This window comes from Pseudomonas sp. CBC3 (assembly GCF_037967085.1).
Taxonomy (GTDB): Bacteria; Pseudomonadota; Gammaproteobacteria; order Pseudomonadales; family Pseudomonadaceae; genus Stutzerimonas.
On sequence record NZ_JBANEO010000003.1, the window covers coordinates 278,309 to 295,381 of the forward strand.

The 17,073-nt window shown below is 61.5% G+C and carries 17 protein-coding genes; 11 read left to right on the plus strand and 6 right to left on the minus strand.

The window, feature by feature from the left end:
- Nucleotide 1 precedes the first annotated feature (1 nt).
- Entirely contained in the window at nt 2-454 is a 453-nt protein-coding gene (gene moaE, locus V6943_RS13790; RefSeq protein ID WP_181100400.1) for a molybdopterin synthase catalytic subunit MoaE, read from the plus strand.
- A 2-nt stretch (nt 455-456) separates the two neighbouring features.
- Here moaE and V6943_RS13795 read toward each other — a convergent pair whose 3' ends face one another.
- From V6943_RS13795 to V6943_RS13810, 4 genes are all read right to left on the minus strand, one after another.
- Nucleotides 457-621 (minus strand): hypothetical protein, encoded by a 165-nt coding sequence (locus V6943_RS13795; protein ID WP_165914247.1) that lies wholly within the window; start codon nt 619-621, stop codon nt 457-459.
- A gap of 152 nt (nt 622-773) precedes the next feature.
- On the minus strand, nt 774-2,186 hold the full coding sequence (gene rhlB, locus V6943_RS13800; protein ID WP_340553993.1) for an ATP-dependent RNA helicase RhlB: 1,413 nt from the start codon (nt 2,184-2,186) through the stop codon (nt 774-776).
- Nucleotides 2,187-2,284: 98 nt separating this feature from the next.
- On the minus strand, nt 2,285-3,220 hold the full coding sequence (locus V6943_RS13805; protein WP_181100404.1) for a GGDEF domain-containing protein: 936 nt from the start codon (nt 3,218-3,220) through the stop codon (nt 2,285-2,287).
- A gap of 213 nt (nt 3,221-3,433) precedes the next feature.
- Complete coding sequence (locus V6943_RS13810) at nt 3,434-4,090, minus strand: alpha/beta hydrolase (RefSeq protein WP_131650691.1); 657 nt, start codon at nt 4,088-4,090, stop codon at nt 3,434-3,436.
- A gap of 339 nt (nt 4,091-4,429) precedes the next feature.
- On the opposite strand from V6943_RS13810, the gene V6943_RS13815 reads away from it, so the two are divergent.
- From V6943_RS13815 to V6943_RS13840, 6 genes are all read left to right on the plus strand, one after another.
- Nucleotides 4,430-5,458 carry an amino acid ABC transporter substrate-binding protein gene (locus tag V6943_RS13815; RefSeq protein WP_340553995.1) on the plus strand — a complete coding sequence of 343 codons (1,029 nt, stop codon included), beginning with the start codon at nt 4,430-4,432 and terminating at the stop codon, nt 5,456-5,458.
- Nucleotides 5,459-5,546: 88 nt separating this feature from the next.
- Entirely contained in the window at nt 5,547-6,731 is a 1,185-nt protein-coding gene (locus V6943_RS13820) for an amino acid ABC transporter permease (protein ID WP_340553996.1), read from the plus strand.
- Between the two features lie 10 nt (nt 6,732-6,741).
- A complete protein-coding gene (locus tag V6943_RS13825) occupies nt 6,742-7,839 on the plus strand; it encodes an amino acid ABC transporter permease (RefSeq protein ID WP_340553998.1) in 1,098 nt (365 codons plus the stop codon).
- A 10-nt stretch (nt 7,840-7,849) separates the two neighbouring features.
- Complete coding sequence (locus V6943_RS13830) at nt 7,850-8,626, plus strand: amino acid ABC transporter ATP-binding protein (RefSeq protein ID WP_131650685.1); 777 nt, start codon at nt 7,850-7,852, stop codon at nt 8,624-8,626.
- Nucleotides 8,627-8,778: 152 nt separating this feature from the next.
- Nucleotides 8,779-12,675, plus strand: coding sequence for a phosphoribosylformylglycinamidine synthase (gene purL, locus V6943_RS13835; protein ID WP_340553999.1), 3,897 nt, complete (start codon nt 8,779-8,781; stop codon nt 12,673-12,675).
- Between the two features lie 198 nt (nt 12,676-12,873).
- Nucleotides 12,874-13,191 carry a Nif3-like dinuclear metal center hexameric protein gene (locus tag V6943_RS13840; RefSeq protein WP_131650682.1) on the plus strand — a complete coding sequence of 106 codons (318 nt, stop codon included), beginning with the start codon at nt 12,874-12,876 and terminating at the stop codon, nt 13,189-13,191.
- 32 nt (nt 13,192-13,223) lie between these two features.
- On the opposite strand, the gene V6943_RS13845 is transcribed toward V6943_RS13840, so the two are convergent.
- The gene (locus tag V6943_RS13845; protein WP_181100490.1) at nt 13,224-13,724 is read right to left on the minus strand and encodes a L,D-transpeptidase family protein; all 501 of its coding nucleotides are present in this window, start codon (nt 13,722-13,724) and stop codon (nt 13,224-13,226) included.
- Nucleotides 13,725-13,749: 25 nt separating this feature from the next.
- Nucleotides 13,750-14,304 (minus strand): NUDIX hydrolase, encoded by a 555-nt coding sequence (locus tag V6943_RS13850; RefSeq protein ID WP_181100491.1) that lies wholly within the window; start codon nt 14,302-14,304, stop codon nt 13,750-13,752.
- A gap of 196 nt (nt 14,305-14,500) precedes the next feature.
- Between V6943_RS13850 and V6943_RS13855 the strand changes: the two genes are divergently transcribed.
- The 4 genes from V6943_RS13855 to purT are packed head-to-tail and all read left to right on the plus strand — an operon-like array spanning nt 14,501 to nt 17,069.
- Nucleotides 14,501-15,115 carry a CoA pyrophosphatase gene (locus tag V6943_RS13855; protein ID WP_181100492.1) on the plus strand — a complete coding sequence of 205 codons (615 nt, stop codon included), beginning with the start codon at nt 14,501-14,503 and terminating at the stop codon, nt 15,113-15,115.
- Nucleotides 15,116-15,117: 2 nt separating this feature from the next.
- Nucleotides 15,118-15,642 carry a gamma carbonic anhydrase family protein gene (locus tag V6943_RS13860; RefSeq protein ID WP_181101459.1) on the plus strand — a complete coding sequence of 175 codons (525 nt, stop codon included), beginning with the start codon at nt 15,118-15,120 and terminating at the stop codon, nt 15,640-15,642.
- The gene (locus tag V6943_RS13865) at nt 15,639-15,830 is read left to right on the plus strand and encodes a DUF1289 domain-containing protein (RefSeq protein ID WP_340554001.1); all 192 of its coding nucleotides are present in this window, start codon (nt 15,639-15,641) and stop codon (nt 15,828-15,830) included. The genes V6943_RS13860 and V6943_RS13865 overlap by 4 nt, the downstream gene beginning before the upstream one ends.
- A 57-nt stretch (nt 15,831-15,887) precedes the next feature.
- The gene (purT, locus tag V6943_RS13870; protein WP_181100493.1) at nt 15,888-17,069 is read left to right on the plus strand and encodes a formate-dependent phosphoribosylglycinamide formyltransferase; all 1,182 of its coding nucleotides are present in this window, start codon (nt 15,888-15,890) and stop codon (nt 17,067-17,069) included.
- Nucleotides 17,070-17,073: the final 4 nt, after the last annotated feature.

Below are 17,073 nucleotides of genomic sequence, written 5' to 3' on the forward strand. Positions count from 1 at the left end.
TATGAGCGTGCGTGTCCAGCATGACCCGTTCGATCCGGGCGCCGAGCTAAATGCGCTACACGCCGCGAACCTCGGTATCGGCGCGGTAACTAGCTTCGTCGGCTATGTTCGCGATTTCAACGATGGGCATGATGTCGCCGGTATGTTTCTCGAGCACGCGCCGGGCATGACGGAAAAGGCGTTGCAGAAGATCATCGAGGAGGCGACTGCGCGATGGCCCTTGCTCAAGCTGGAGATCCTGCACCGGGTTGGACGACTCGAACCAGGTGAGCCGATCGTCTTCGTCGGCGCAACCAGCGCACACCGCGAAGCGGCATTCGACGGTTGCCGCTTCGTCATGGATTACCTGAAGACTCGAGCGCCGTTCTGGAAGAAGGAAGACACCCCGTCCGGCCCGCGCTGGGTCGAAGGGCGCTGTAGCGACCAGGCCGCCGCCGAGCGGTGGCGGCAGTAACGTCAGCCGAAGGTGATCTGCAGTTTGTAGAACAGGGTGGAAAGCATCGACAGGATGCCCAGCCCGAGTAGCGCGACACCCCATCCCCGCTCGCGAAAGTTGAAGCCGGCGCCCATCAGGATGAAGCTCGCGATGATTAGTATCAGCATGGTGTCGATGTCGACCATATGCTTGGCTCCTGCTGTGAAGGGTTTCCTTCACTGTAGGTGCTTATAGGACTTGATGGGTGATTTGCGTCAGTTCGACTGCAGTGACAGGGCAATTCGGGCATAAAAAAGGCGAAGCCGCAGCGGCTTCGCCTTTTCGCTTTCTGAGGTGCTCAGCGCTTGGCCGGAACGGGCGCCAGGAGCTCTGCGGGTGGCATTTCACAGCTGATGCTGCGGCCCAGCAATGCTTCGATGGCCGGCAGGGCGAAGGCGTCATCCTCGCCGGCAAAGCTGATCGAGGTGCCGCTGGCGCCGGCTCGACCGGTGCGTCCGATACGATGCACGTAGTCGTCAGGTACTTCCGGCAGAGTGAAGTTGATCACGTGGCTGATGCCGTCGACATGGATGCCGCGTCCGGCTACGTCGGTTGCCACCATGACGCGAATCTTGCCCTCGCGGAAACCTTCCAGTGCGCGGATTCGCTTGTGTTGGGGCACGTCACCGGACATCTGCACGGCGCTGATACCGTCACGGGTGAGGCGCTCCTCGATACGGCGTACCTCGTCCTTGCGGTTGGCGAACACCATCACGCGGGTCCAGTCGTTCTGAGTGATCAGGTTGTAGAGCAGCTTGTACTTGTCACTGCCCGCTACGGCATAAACGTGTTGCTCGACCGTATCACTCGCAACGTTAACCGCTTCGATCTCGACGATCGCCGGATCGGTGGTCCACTGCTTGGCGAGGTTCATCACGTCGTCGGTGAAGGTGGCGGAAAACAGTAGCGTCTGGCGCTCGCTCTTGGGTGGCGTCTGGCGAATGATCTGGCGAACCTGGGGGATGAAGCCCATGTCGAGCATGCGGTCGGCTTCGTCGAGTACCAGCACTTCGACCATGTCCAGATGCACTTCGCCTCGTTGGTTGAAGTCCAGCAGGCGTCCCGGTGTAGCCACCAGAATGTCGCAGTAGCGGGACTCCAGCGCCTTGAGTTGCTTGTCGAAGTCCATGCCGCCGACAAAGCTCATCACGTTCAAGCCGGTGTACTTGGTCAGGTTCAGTGCGTCGTTGGCAATCTGCACCACCAGTTCGCGGGTCGGCGCAATGATCAGCGCCCGCGGCTCACCCATGTAACGGTCGCTGGGCGGCGGCGTCTGCAACAGCTGGGTGATGGTGGAAATCAGGAAGGCCGCAGTTTTGCCTGTGCCGGTCTGTGCGCGACCGATTGCATCGCGGCCTTTGAGTGTGAACCCCAGAACCTGTGCCTGGATCGGCGTGCAATACGGGAAACCCAGGTCGTGAATGGCGTGCATCAGTTCCGGGGCGAGTTTGAAGTCATGAAAGCGCGTTTTGCCTTCGGCCGGTTCGACCTGGAAGTCTTCCAGTTTCCAGGCGGGGGCGGGCGGTGCTGCGGATTTGCGTGAGCGCTCTCGGCGAGGCTTGGGCGCTGCTGCTGCGTCGACCGACTGCTCGGTTGTTTTAGGGCGCGCAGGGCGAGGAGTGTCGATAGGTGTCGAGGTGTCGCTGGCAGGCTGGGCGGCTGGTAGCTCTGCCGGACCTTTGCCAAAAATTTTCTTGAGTGCTTTGAGCACGGTTTCCGTCTCTGTCTATAAGGTTCGCCCGCCAGTGTAATGCAAGAAGCAGATACGGCGAAGACTTGCTCTGAGCCGCCATCGCAGTTGCCCGCTCGTCAGCCGCAGACGCAGTTTCGTCCTTGCGCCTTGGCCTGATAAAGCGCCTGGTCGGCGATCTGGATCAGCCTTTTCAAATCGTCATTGGGTTGCATCGGCGCGACGCCGATAGAAATCGTGACGCCCGGCAGCGTGCCGATCGGCGAGCGGAACGAAGTGATTTCATCGAGGCTCTGGCGCAGGCGTTCGCCAACGTTGCGTGCATCGTCCAGTCCCATATCGGGAAGCAGGATCACAAACTCCTCGCCTCCGTAGCGCACCAGGCTGTCGCTCGGACGGAGCAACTTCCCAAGCGTGTCGACCACAAGGCAAAGCGCATGGTCGCCAGCCAGATGTCCGTGTCGGTCGTTGTAATCCTTGAACCGGTCGACGTCGAGCATCAGGAGCGACAGCGGTTGGCCGTTGAAGGCGCAGCGGGTGCTCTCGCGGTTATAAATATGTTCCAGCCAGCGGCGGTTGAAAGAGCCGGTCAGGGTGTCGACGTTGGCATTCTGCTCACTGTTGATGATCAAACGATCGCTCAGGCGAACACGCTGGCAAAGCAGCTCGGCAAGGTTTTGCATCAGTCTGGGCGACCGCGTCAGCAGCGGCATCGAGCGGCGATGAAGCCGCAGTAGTTCCGAAGACTCGAGCGCAACGACGTAAGCCGATGGCGGCAGATTGTCCATGAAGCTGATTTCGCCGGCGCAATCGCCAGGTCCAATGGCGCGTACGGGTGGGCTATCGAGCGAGTCGAGGTGAACGGCGAGTTCGCCACTGAGAACCAAGTAAAGATATTGATTGTGCTCCAGCGGCGTGAGCAGAACGTCTCCGGCGGCGAGCGTGCACGGCTCGAAAGCCTCCTGCATCAGCCGCAGGCAGGGTTCGTCGACATGCTCCAGAAGGCGCGCCTGTTTGAGGTGCCGCATCTCGGCCCGCCGTTCGGCAAGCTTCATTGCTGCCATATCCGGCTGGAAGGCTTATTCGTCATGGCTATCGCAAGGGCCTTGTAATGACCGGCAGGGTCGGCTTCGTCTGGCCGCGATGTGCGTTGCAATGGCAGGCGCATCGAGTTTGTTCTACCAACCCCAAGCGTAGCCTTGTTTTGTGATCAGGACAGGCGCGCGGCATCACATTTTCTTCAGCTGCGCGCTCGCCTGTCTTGCCGATCAACCGAGGCGCGCAGTGAGCCAATCGCCGATGTCGCGGATCTCATCGAGCACCACTTCGTGGGCCATTGGATAGTCCTTCCACTGGGCCGAAACCTCGTTTTGCACCAGGCATTCATAAGCGGCTCGTCCCATAGCGGGCGGCACGACGTCATCTCTCGATCCGTGCAGGCAGAGCACCGGCAGGCTCGCCTGTAATGGCGACAGCTCCAGATCATCGTTGAAGGTAGGCGCGTAGGTCGACAACGCCATAACCCCGCCGAGCGGCCCGGCCCAGCGCAGGAAGGCGGTGTGATAGGCCACCGCGCCGCCCTGGGAAAAGCCTGCCAGGAAAATTCTCCTAGGGTCGATCCCGCTGTCGCGCTGCGCCTCGATCAGCGCTATCACGGCCTGCGCCGACTGCTCGAGTTGGGCCTGGTTAATGGCCCGAGCCGGGCTCATGGCGATGATGTCGTACCAGCTTGGCATCGCCCAGCCGCCGTTGATCGTCACCGCCTGGGTAGGCGCTTGAGGCAGCACGAAGCGTGTCTGCAGCAGGCGCTGCTGCAGCGCTTCGGCCACCGGTAGAAAATCGTAGCGATCGGCACCGAGGCCGTGCAGCCAGATGACGCATGAGTCCGCGGTGTTGGCAGGTTCGATGATCAAGGGGTCGCTCATGTTGGGCTCCGTCTGGGCGCCCGCCTCAAGTTGGGGCAGGCGCGAAAGGTGAATGCGGCAATATGCGGCGAGGTTACCTGCACCGGCCCGTGCGATGAAGCGGCAAGATAGCGGGAAATGCGCTTTCGCTCGATCTGGTATGCCGCTTGCTTTGGCCCTTGCGCCATCTGCGCCGGTGTCGTCTGCGTTCTTGCAGGCGAACGCATCGGGAGGAGTTGCCGATCATCAATCGGCGGCTAGACTCAGGTCAGGTCCTTCGGCCGTTACGTCGGCAGGCATATTGCGATGCAGGCGGAAGACCCCGACCCAGCAGAATAAAAAAGCAAACTGGAGGTTTCGATGACAAGGGTTAAATCCACACTGGCCGTGCTTGGTGCCGCGACACTTTTGGGCGCCAGCGGCTTGGCTCAGGCAGGGGCGACCCTGGATGCCGTGAAAAGCAAAGGCTTCGTGCAGTGCGGTATCAGCGACGGGTTGCCGGGCTTTTCATATGCCGACGCCAAGGGCGAGTACAAGGGAATCGATGTGGATGTCTGCCGCGCGGTAGCGGCTGCGGTATTTGGCGATGCGAGCAAGGTGAAGTTCAGCCCGCTGACCGCCAAGGAGCGCTTCACCGCACTGCAATCGGGTGAGGTCGACGTGCTTTCGCGCAACACCACCTGGACCAGTTCGCGCGACTCGGCGATGGGGCTGAATTTCACGGGTGTCACCTACTACGACGGCCAGGGGTTTCTGGTGAACAAGGAGCTCGGCGTGTCCAGCGCCAAGGAACTCGATGGCGCCACTGTGTGCATCCAGGCTGGCACCACCACCGAACTGAACCTCTCCGACTATTTCCGCGCCAACAGCCTGAACTACACACCCATCACTTACGACACCTCGGATGAGAGCGCCAAGTCGCTGGAGTCCGGACGCTGCGACGTGCTCACCTCCGACCAATCCCAGCTCTATGCCCAGCGCATCAAGCTGGCCAAGCCGGACGATTACATCGTGCTGCCGGAGGTCATCTCCAAGGAGCCGCTCGGCCCTGCGGTGCGCCAAGGTGACGAGGAGTGGTTCGATATCGTGCGCTGGTCACTCTTCGCCATGATCAACGCCGAAGAGCTTGGCGTTACGGCGGCGAACGTCGAGGACACCGCGAAAAACACCAAGAACCCGGATGTCGCGCGTCTGCTCGGTGCTGAAGGCGAATATGGCAAGGATCTGCAGTTGCCGAAGGACTGGGCAGTGCAGATCGTCAAGCAAGTCGGCAACTACGGCGAAGTGTTCGAGCGCAACATCGGCTCCGGTAGTGAGCTGAAGATCGAACGCGGGCTGAATGCGCTCTGGAACAATGGGGGCCTCCAATACGCACCGCCGGTGCGTTGATCGAGCCGGGCCGGCGCATAGTCGGCCTTGTTTCAAGGATGAGCGATGCCGGTGCGCTCGCACCGGCGCCGCCGAATGAGGTTTCTTGATGCGAACCATTGCCAAATCGGGGGCGGCGCGCGGCTCGCTGCTCACGGATCCACAGGCGCGTGCCTGGCTGTTCCAGGTCATCGCCGTTATTACTGTCATCGCGATCGGCTGGTTTCTGTTTCACAACACCCAGACCAATCTTGCCCACCGGGGCATCAATTCCGGTTTCGGATTTCTCGATAACGCCGCCGGCTTCGGCATCCCTCAGCACCTGATCGACTACAGCGAAAGCGACTCATACGGCCGGGTCTTTTGGGTCGGTCTGCTCAATACGCTGCTGGTGAGCGTAGTCGGCATCATTCTGGCGACTATCATCGGCTTCATTCTCGGAATAGGCCGATTGTCGCCGAACTGGCTGATCCGCCAGATCGCCACTGTTTATATCGAGATCTTCCGCAACATTCCGCCGCTGCTGCAGATATTCTTCGTCTATTTCGCTGTGCTTGCCCCTTTGCCCGGGCCGCGCGACAGCCTGTCCCTGTGGGACATCATCTTCGTCAACAACCGGGGCATACAGATGCCTTCGCCGAGCGCGGGGGAAGGCTTCTGGCCGTTCTGGATCGCGATGTTCCTAGCATTGGCGGCCATCGTCCTGCTCAACCGCTGGGCGCGGGCCCGGCGTCATGCCACGGGGCAGTCATTTCCAGTGTTCTGGACCAGTCTCGGATTGTTCCTCGGGATTCCAGGGCTGTGTGCAGTGGTGTTTGGCGGGCCGTTCCTCTGGGAGATCCCCGAGCTGCAACGCTTCAACATTCGTGGCGGCTGGGTGGTGATTCCCGAACTTGTGTCCATCGTGCTGGCACTGTCGATCTACACGGCAGCTTTCATCGGCGAAACCGTGCGCGCCGGCATTCAATCGGTGAGCCATGGCCAGACCGAAGCGGCCGCTTCGCTGGGGCTGCGACCCAGTCGGGTGCTGCGGCTGGTCATCGTGCCGCAGGCGTTGCGGGTGATCATTCCGCCGTTGACCAGCCAGTACCTCAATCTGGCGAAGAACTCCTCGCTGGCGGCCGCCATCGGCTACCCCGACATGGTCTCGCTGTTCGCTGGCACGGTGCTCAACCAGACCGGTCAGGCGATCGAAACCATGGCAATCACCATGAGCGTCTACTTGGCTATCAGCATCAGCATTTCGCTGCTGATGAACTGGTACAACAAGCGCATCGCGCTGATCGAACGGTGAGGGCAGGCTCATGACGACTCATATGTTCAAGCCTGACCTGCCGGCACCTTCGCGCAACATCGGCGTGGTCGGTTGGCTGCGGGCCAATCTATTTTCCAGCTGGATCAATACGTTGATGACGCTGGTCGGCTTGTATCTGATCTGGGTGATCGTCCCGCCGATCATCGACTGGGCCATCATCAAGGCTGACTGGACCGGCGAGACGCGCGCCGACTGCAGCCGGGAGGGCGCGTGCTGGGTGTTCATCCAAACGCGTTTCAGTCAGTTCATGTACGGCTTCTACCCGACGGAGCTGCGCTGGCGGGTGGATGCCGCCGCCTGGCTGGCGGTCCTCGGCGCGGCGCCGCTGTTCCTCCGGCAGATGCCGCGCAAGGTGCATTACGGCATCGGCTATCTGTTGCTCTATCCGTTGCTGGCCTACTGGCTGCTGCACGGCGGCTTCTTCGGTCTGGAAATGGTTCCGACGTCGCGCTGGGGCGGGTTGATGCTGACCATCGTGATCGCCGCAGTGGGCATTGCTGGCGCTTTGCCGATGGGCATCCTGCTGGCGCTGGGGCGCCGCTCGGACATGCCGGCGATCCGTGTGCTGTGTGTCACCTTCATCGAATTCTGGCGCGGCGTGCCGCTGATCACCGTCCTGTTCATGTCATCGGTCATGCTGCCGCTGTTCCTGCCCGAGGAGATGAACCTCGACAAGCTGATGCGGGCCATGGTGATGGTGATCTTCTTCGAGGCCGCCTACATCGCAGAAGTGGTACGCGGCGGTCTGCAGGCGATACCCAAGGGCCAATACGAAGCGGCGGCGGCGATGGGTCTGGGCTACTGGCGCAGCATGGTCCTGGTGATCCTGCCGCAGGCGCTGAAGATGGTCATTCCCGGCATCGTCAACACCTTCATTGCGCTGTTCAAGGACACCAGCCTGGTGATCATCATCGGCCTGTTCGACTTCCTCAACAGCATCAAACGCGCAACTTCGGATCCTGCCTGGCTCGGCATGTCCACCGAGGGTTACGTCTTTGCCGCGCTGGTTTACTGGATTTTCTGTTTCGGCATGTCGCGCTATTCCATGCACCTGGAGCGCAAGCTCGACACCAGCCACCGGACTTAGGGGAGACACCATGAGCGATACATCACTGCAAGCCGGGCAGCCTGAGCGCTCCGGCGAACCGGTCATCCAGATGCAGGGCGTGAACAAATGGTTCGGCCAGTTCCATGTACTCAAGGACATCGACCTGAGCGTCACCCAGGGCGAGCGAATCGTGCTGTGCGGGCCCTCCGGCTCGGGCAAATCGACCACTATTCGCTGCCTCAACAGGCTCGAAGAGCATCAAAAGGGCCGCATCGTGATCAACGGCGTGGAGCTGACCAACGACCTCAAGCAGATCGAGGCGATTCGCAGCGAAGTGGGCATGGTTTTCCAGCATTTCAATCTGTTCCCGCACCTGACGGTGCTGCAGAACTGCACGCTGGCGCCCATGTGGGTGCGCAAGCTGCCGCGACGCCAGGCGGAAGAGATCGCCATGCATTACCTGGAGCGCGTGCGCATTCCGGAACAGGCTGACAAATTTCCTGGGCAGCTTTCCGGCGGCCAGCAACAACGCGTGGCCATCGCTCGTGCCCTGTGTATGAAGCCCAAGATCATGCTGTTCGACGAACCCACTTCGGCGCTGGATCCGGAAATGGTCAAGGAGGTGCTGGATACCATGGTCGGCCTCGCCGAGAGCGGCATGACCATGCTCTGCGTGACCCACGAAATGGGCTTCGCCCGCACCGTGGCCGACCGGGTGATCTTCATGGACAAAGGCGAGATCGTTGAGCAAGCCGATCCAGAGGTGTTCTTTACCAACCCAGTCAATGAGCGGACGAAACTGTTCTTAAGCCAGATACTGCATTAACAGGGTGGGCTTCAGCCCACCGATGGCTCTGGTGGGCTGAAGCGGAGCGCCACCCGGCCCACCCTACGGCGTACCCTGAGAACTGCCCCTTGCCCATCGTCATAGGCTAGAATACGCGGCCCGACTGCTCCCTCTCCGAGGCTGTTCCGACGATGTTGATCCTGCGCGGCGCTCCCGCTCTTTCCGCCTTCCGTCACGGCAAGCTCCTGGCACAACTGACCGCGAAGGTCCCCGCTGTAAGCGGGCTGTATGCCGAGTTCGCTCATTTCGCTGAAGTATCCGGCACGCTTGGTGCGGACGAGGAGCAAGTGCTCGCCCGGCTGCTCAAGTATGGCCCGAGCGTCCCTGTGCAGGAGCCGGCTGGCCGGCTGTTCCTGGTGGTGCCGCGTTTCGGCACCATTTCGCCCTGGTCGAGCAAGGCCAGCGATATCGCCCACAACTGCGGTCTCGGCAAGATCCAGCGCCTGGAACGCGGTATCGCCTTCTACGTACAAGGCGAGCTTGGCGATGCCGAGGCACAGCTGATCGCCGCTGCGCTGCATGACCGCATGACCCAGCTGGTGCTCGAGCGCTTCGAAGACGCCGCCAATTTGTTCAGCCACGCACAGCCCAAGCCGCTCACCGCAGTGGATGTGCTGGGCGGTGGCCGGGCCGCGCTGGAGCAGGCCAACGTCGAGCTGGGCCTGGCCCTGGCCGATGACGAAATCGACTATCTGGTGACCAGCTTCGAAGGGCTGGGGCGCAACCCCCACGACATCGAGCTGATGATGTTCGCCCAGGCCAACTCCGAGCATTGCCGGCACAAAATCTTCAACGCCAGCTGGGACATCGACGGCGAGAGCCAGGACAAGTCCCTGTTCGGCATGATCAAGAACACCTACCAGATGCATTCCGAGGGCGTGCTGTCGGCCTACAAGGACAATGCCTCGGTGATCGTCGGCCACGAGGCCGGGCGTTTCTACCCGGATGCCGCGACCGGCGAATATGCCGCGCACCGCCAGCCGGTGCATATCCTGATGAAGGTGGAAACCCACAACCACCCGACCGCCATCGCACCCTTCCCCGGCGCAGCCACCGGTTCGGGCGGCGAGATTCGTGACGAAGGCGCCACCGGTCGCGGCTCCAAGCCCAAGGCCGGGTTGACCGGCTTCACCGTGTCCAATCTGAACATTCCCGATTTCGAGCAGCCCTGGGAAAAGCCCTACGGCAAGCCCGAGCGCATCGTCACCCCGCTGGACATCATGATCGAAGGCCCGCTGGGCGGCGCCGCGTTCAACAACGAATTCGGCCGTCCGGCGCTGGCTGGCTATTTCCGTACCTTCGAGCAAAGCATCGAAACCCCTCGCGGCGAAGAAGTGCGCGGCTATCACAAGCCGATCATGCTCGCCGGCGGCCTGGGCAATATCCGTGAAGATCACGTGCAGAAGGGCGAGATTTCGGTCGGCGGCAAGCTGATCGTGCTCGGCGGCCCGGCGATGCTGATTGGCCTCGGCGGCGGTGCGGCCTCTTCCATGGCCACCGGCGCCAGCTCGGCGGATCTGGATTTCGCCTCGGTGCAGCGCGACAACCCGGAAATGGAGCGTCGTTGCCAGGAAGTGATCGACCGCTGCTGGCAGCAGGGCGAACAGAACCCGATCAAGTTCATCCACGACGTCGGCGCGGGCGGTCTGTCCAACGCCTTCCCCGAGCTGGTCAACGATGCCGGCCGCGGCGGCCGCTTCGATCTGCGCAACATTCCCAACGACGAACCGGGCATGGCGCCGCACGAGATCTGGTGCAACGAATCCCAGGAGCGCTACGTGCTCTCGGTGGACGCCGTTGATTTCGAGCGTTTCAAGGCCATCTGCGAGCGCGAGCGCTGCCCATTCGCGGTGGTCGGCGAGGCTACCGAAGAGCCGCACCTGACCGTGGCCGACAGCCATTTCGGCAACAAGCCGGTGGACATGCCGCTCAACGTGCTGCTCGGCAAGACGCCGCGCATGCACCGCAGCGCCAACCGCGAAGCCGAACTGGGTGATGATTTCAGCGCGGCCTCGGTCTATCTGGATGACGCCGTTGGCCGGGTGCTGCGCCATCCGGCGGTAGCCAGCAAGAGCTTCCTGATCACCATCGGCGACCGCAGCATCACCGGCATGGTGGCGCGCGATCAGATGGTCGGCCCCTGGCAGGTGCCGGTGGCTGACTGCGCCGTGACCACCACCAGCTACGACGTCAACACTGGCGAAGCCATGGCCATGGGCGAGCGCACGCCGCTGGCGCTGCTGGACGCCCCAGCATCCGGACGGATGGCCATCGGCGAGACGCTGACCAACCTTGCCGCTGCGCGCATTGAGAAGCTGTCCGACATCAAGCTGTCCGCCAACTGGATGGCCGCCGCCGGTCATCCGGGTGAAGACGCGCGGCTGTACGACACGGTCAAAGCCGTCGGCATGGAGCTCTGCCCGCAGCTGGGCCTGACCATTCCGGTGGGCAAGGACTCGATGTCGATGAAAACCCGCTGGGGTGAGGACGGCGCCGAGAAGAGCGTCACTTCGCCCATGTCGCTGGTCGTCTCCGGCTTCGCGCCGGTGGTCGATGTACGCAAGACCCTGACGCCGCAGCTGCGGCTGGACAAGGGCGCCACCGACCTGATCCTGATCGACCTAGGCCGTGGCCAGAACCGCATGGGCGCGTCGATCCTGGCCCAGGTGTACGGCAAGCTTGGCCGCCAGGCACCGGACGTCGACGATGCTGAGGATCTGCAGGCGTTCTTCGCGGTGATCCAAGGGTTGAATGCCGATGGCCTGCTGCAGGCCTATCACGACCGTTCCGACGGCGGTCTGCTGACCACTGTGCTGGAAATGGCCTTCGCCGGTCATTGCGGGCTGAACCTGAACCTGGACGGTCTGCTGGACGATGCGGACGAGATTCCGGCCGTGCTGTTCAACGAAGAGCTGGGCGCGGTGATCCAGGTGCGCCAGGACGATACCGAAATCGTCTTGGCACAGTTCAGCGCCGCCGGCCTCGGCGATTGCGTGGCGGTGATCGGCCAGCCGGCCAACAATGGCTACATCTCGATCCGGCTTGCCGGCAGCGAAGTGTTTAGTGGAGATCGCCGCCTACTGCAACAGCAGTGGAGCGAGACCAGCTATCGCATCCAGCGCCTGCGCGACAACGTCGAGTGCGCCGATCAGGAATTCGATGCGCTGCTGGAAGAGGACAACCCCGGCCTCAACGTCAAGCTCAGCTTCGACGTCAACCAGGACATCGCCGCGCCTTACATCAAGCGCGGCGTGCGACCGCAGGTGGCAATCCTGCGTGAGCAAGGCGTTAACGGCCAGACCGAGATGGCGGCCGCTTTCGACCGCGCGGGGTTCGCCGCTGTGGACGTGCACATGAGCGACGTTCTATCGGGACGCATCAGCCTGGAACGCTTCAAAGGCCTGGTTGCTTGCGGCGGTTTTTCCTATGGCGACGTGCTCGGCGCCGGTGAAGGCTGGGCCAAGTCGATCCTCTTCAACAGCCGTGCGCGCGAGGAATTCAGCGCTTTCTTCGAGCGTAGCGACAGCTTCGGTCTAGGTATCTGCAACGGTTGCCAGATGCTTTCCAATCTGCACGAGCTGGTGCCTGGTAGCGAGTCCTGGCCGCACTTCGTGCGCAACCGTTCCGAGCAGTTCGAGGCGCGCGTGGCCATGGTCCAGGTGCAGGATTCGCCGTCGATCTTCCTTCAGGGCATGGCCGGTTCGCGTCTGCCGATCGCGATTGCGCACGGGGAAGGGCATGCGGAGTTCGAAAGCGAGGAAGCACTGCTCGAGGCGGATCTATCCGGCACCGTTGCTCTGCGCTACGTGGACAACCATGGCAAGGTCACCGAGCGTTATCCGGCCAACCCTGGCGGCTCCCCGCGCGGTATCACAGGTTTGACCACGCGCGACGGTCGCGTGACCATCATGATGCCGCACCCGGAGCGTGTCTTCCGTGCCGTGACCAACTCCTGGCGCCCAGATGAGTGGCAGGAAGACGGTGGCTGGATGCGCATGTTCCGCAACGCGCGGGTCTGGGTCGACTGAAGCCATGCAGTACTGAGAGAAGCCCGGACACCTGCGCGTGCTCCGGGCTTTTTTGTGAACCAGTCACCAGCGTTTCGCTGAACCAAGCCCGCGGGGACACGTCTGATCGTTGATCGGTAGCAGTGCTTGATGTTTCGGCTTCTGGCAAATTGGTTTTGTAAGCGGGCATCTGTTCCGCCCCTGGTTCCGGAGAGGCTGATGTACAAGCTGTGTTTCTATGTTCCCGAAAGCCATCTGGGCGAAGTCAAGGAAGCGGTTTTCGCAGCGGGCGGCGGTCGCATCGGGGCTTATGACCATTGCTGCTGGCAGGTGCTCGGGCACGGCCAGTATCGACCGCTGGAAGGCAGCCAGCCGTTCCTCGGGCAGCAGGGCCAGGTGCAGCCGGTTGCCGAGTGGAAGGTGGAACTGGTAGTCGCCGACGAATTGATCCACGACAGCGTCAAGGCGCTCAAGCGTGCGCATCCTTATGAAACGCCTGCGTTCGAGGTCTGGCGGTTGTCGGATATGGTTTTCTGAGAAGACGAAGCAGCGTCGGAGTTCCGACTGGCCTACGGACGAATCTCGATCAGCGTGCCGTCTTTCACCAGATTCCATATCTCACGCATGTCGTCGTTCTTCAGCGCGATGCAGCCCTCGGTCCAGTCAAGGGTATGGAAAAACCACTCGGGGTATTCCTCATCCAGCGGCGTGCCATGAAGCATGATCATGCTGCCTGGTCGCGCGCCCTCGGCACGGGCGCGGGCCAAATCCCTGGCGTTCGGGTAGGAGATGTGCATCGCCAGGTTGTACTTGTCGGACGTTTTGCGCCAATTGATCCAGTACAACCCTTCCGGCGTTCGCTGATCGCCTTCGCGCTGCTTGGGACCGGGCTGTTTCCCCAGCGAGACGCGATAGCTTTTCATCGTCACGCCCCGGCTGATCAAGTGCAGCTGGCGTTCCGATTTGACCACCAGCACCTTGTCGATAAACGAGGCATCGAAGACTGGCGCAGCGGTGGCATGGGAAAGAGTGGCAAAGGTGAAGCAGACGATCGCTAACAGCCAGCGCATGAGGCGTTCCTGAATCCTTACGACATCAGACCTGTCTGCGCGCCATCGGTATAGGTGCGATGGCTTCGTTGCGCACCGGGAAGGTCTGCTGCACCCGGTCGGCGAAAAAGTATTCTAGGGTACGGCCCACGGTCGGGAAAGCCAGCTCTGACCAAGGGATCTCGGCCTGGCTGAAAAGCTTGACCTCGAGACTCTCGTCTCCTGCACAGAATCGATCATCGAGCAGCTCGGCGCGAAAGAACGTGTAGACCTGGTTGATGTGCGGCAGGTCGAACAGCGTATAGAGACGCAGGCCCGTAACTCTGGCGCAGGCTTCTTCCAACGTTTCTCGCTCTGCTGCCTGCTGCATGGTTTCGCCGTTTTCCATGAAGCCGGCCGGCAATGTCCAATAGCCACGCCGTGGCTCGATTGCGCGCCGACAGAGCAATATAGAGTCGCCCCAGACGGGCAGGCAACCGGCAACGATCCGTGGGTTCTGGTAGTGAATCGTGTCACAGGCTGCACAGACGAAGCGGATTCGGTTATCTCCGTCAGGTATTTGTTCTGTGATTGTGCTGCCGCATTGGCTGCAGTATTTCATCGCGCTTCCTTCGGTCTACGGATCATCGTTACAGCCTTGGTCGAACACGCACGAGCTACCGCTCAGAACTAGTTTGTCGTGAGAAGTCCATTCGTGCCACTGCCGATTGCCGTCGAGCATGGTTTTGGTTGCGCCTGTCTTGGGCGCCTCGGTGATTCATGCCATGATGCTTGCCAAAGACGGAAAGAGACGTTTCATGCTGGACAAAATACTCCAACGGGTGCGTGACTATTCCCCGCATCTTCTGGAGCCGGAAGGCCGGATGCCCGAAGCGGCGGTCTTGATGCCCATCACACGTGGCGATTCGCCGGAGCTGGTCCTGACCCTGCGCGCCAGTGGTCTATCCACTCATGGCGGCGAGGTGGCATTTCCCGGTGGCCGGCGTGATCCCGAAGATCAAGATCTAGTCCATACCGCATTGCGCGAAGCCGAGGAAGAAGTTGGCCTGGCTCCGGGGATAGTAGAAATCGTCGGACCGCTGAGCAGCCTCGTATCGCTGCATGGTATCCACGTCACGCCTTATGTCGGCATCGTGCCGGACTATGTCGAATACCGCGCCAACGATGCTGAGATTGCCTCGGTGTTTTCCGTGCCACTGGACTTTTTCTGCCAGGACGCGCGGGAGGTGACCCACCGAATCGATTACCAGGGTGTTGCCTGGTACGTCCCGTCTTACCACTATGGCGAATACAAAATCTGGGGATTGACGGCCATCATGATCGTCGAGCTGGTGAACCTGGTATACGACGCCGGGATCGAAATGCACAGCCCTCCCGCTTCTTATATCGATTTGAGCCAGAAGAGGTCATGACCGTGAAATATCGCCTGGGTGATTCCCGTGTCGAAACCCATCCCGAGAGCTGGGTCGCACCAAACGCTACTCTGGTCGGCAAGATCCGCCTTGATGCAGGGGCCAACGTCTGGTTCGGTGCGGTGCTGCGTGGCGACAACGAACTGATCCATGTCGGCGAAAACAGCAACGTGCAGGACGGCAGTGTCATGCACACCGACATGGGCTATCCGCTGACGCTGGGAACCGGCGTCACCGTTGGGCACAACGCCATGCTGCACGGCTGTACTGTCGGCGATTACAGCCTGGTCGGGATCAACGCGGTGATCCTCAACGGGGCGAAGATCGGCAAGTACTGCATCATCGGCGCCAACACACTGATTGCCGAAGGTAAGGAAATCCCCGATGGCTCGCTGGTGGTGGGGTCGCCCGGCAAAGTGGTTCGCGAGCTGACCGAACAGCAGAAGAAGATGCTCGAAGCGAGCGCTGCGCATTACGTACACAACGCCCAGCGCTACGCGCAAGATCTGGCGGAGCAAGACGATTGATTGCTGACGATAAGCCGGTTGCGTCTCCTTGCGTCAGCATCTGCGCGCTGGACGAAGACGATTTCTGCACCGGCTGCCAGCGCAGCATCGACGAAATCCGCCGCTGGAGCCAGATGGGCATTCCGGAGCGGCGGCAGGTGCTGCTGCGTTGTCACGAGCGGGCACGCGTCAGCGGCCTGCTGTTCTGACGCCGAAGCGCAACGCGTCGGCGCGACTTTATTAGTGTCTGCATAACGAGGACTTCCATGCCCCGAATAGGTACTCCGCTGTCGGCCAGCGCAACCCGTGTGCTGCTCTGTGGCTCTGGTGAGCTCGGCAAGGAGCTGGTCATCGAGCTTCAACGCCTGGGCGTGGAAGTCATTGCGGTGGACCGTTACGCCAACGCTCCGGCCATGCAGGTGGCGCATCGTCATCATGTCGTCGATATGCTCGACGGCGCTGCGCTGAGGGCGATCATCGAGCAGGAAAGGCCACATTTCATCGTGCCGGAAATCGAAGCGATCGCCACCGCGACGCTGGTGGAGCTGGAGCGCGAAGGTTATACGGTCATCCCTACCGCGCGGGCCGCGCAGCTCACCATGAACCGCGAAGGTATTCGCCGCCTGGCTGCTGAGGAGCTTGGTCTGCCGACTTCGCCGTACCGTTTCGCCGACTCGCTGGAGGAATGTCGCGCGGCGGCTTCCTTGCTCGGCTTCCCCTGCCTGATCAAGCCTGTCATGAGTTCGTCCGGCAAGGGGCAATCGGTCCTGCGAAGTGAAGCCGATATCGTCACGGCCTGGGACTATGCGCAAGCTGGCGGTCGAGCCGGGAAAGGGCGGGTGATCGTCGAAGGTTTCGTCGATTTCGACTATGAAATCACGCTGCTGACCGTTCGGCATGCAGATGGAACCACCTTCTGCCAGCCGGTTGGGCATCGTCAGGAAAAGGGTGATTATCAGGAATCCTGGCAGCCGCAGCCGATGACTGCAGGCGCACTGGCCGAGGCTGAACGCATTGCGCTGGCGGTCACCGACGCGCTGGGTGGGCGCGGTATTTTCGGTGTCGAACTTTTCATCAAGGGTGACAAGGTCTGGTTTTGCGAGGTTTCACCCAGGCCGCACGATACGGGCCTAGTGACCCTTGTCTCCCAGGATCTTTCCGAGTTTGCGCTGCATGCCCGGGCGATCCTTGGGCTACCGATTCCGGCGATCCGTCAGTTCGGACCATCGGCTTCGGCCGTAGTGCTGGTGGAGGGTGAGTCCGAGCAGGTGAGCTTCGGCAATCTGGCCGCCGCGATGGCCGAGCCAGATACCGCACTGCGTCTGTTCGGCAAACCGGGCGTCAGCGGGCAGCGGCGAATGGGAGTGGCGCTGGCTCGCGACATGTCGATCGAGGCTGCGCGTGCCAAGGCGATGCGGGTGGCCTCGGCTATCGATATCGAATTCTGAAACT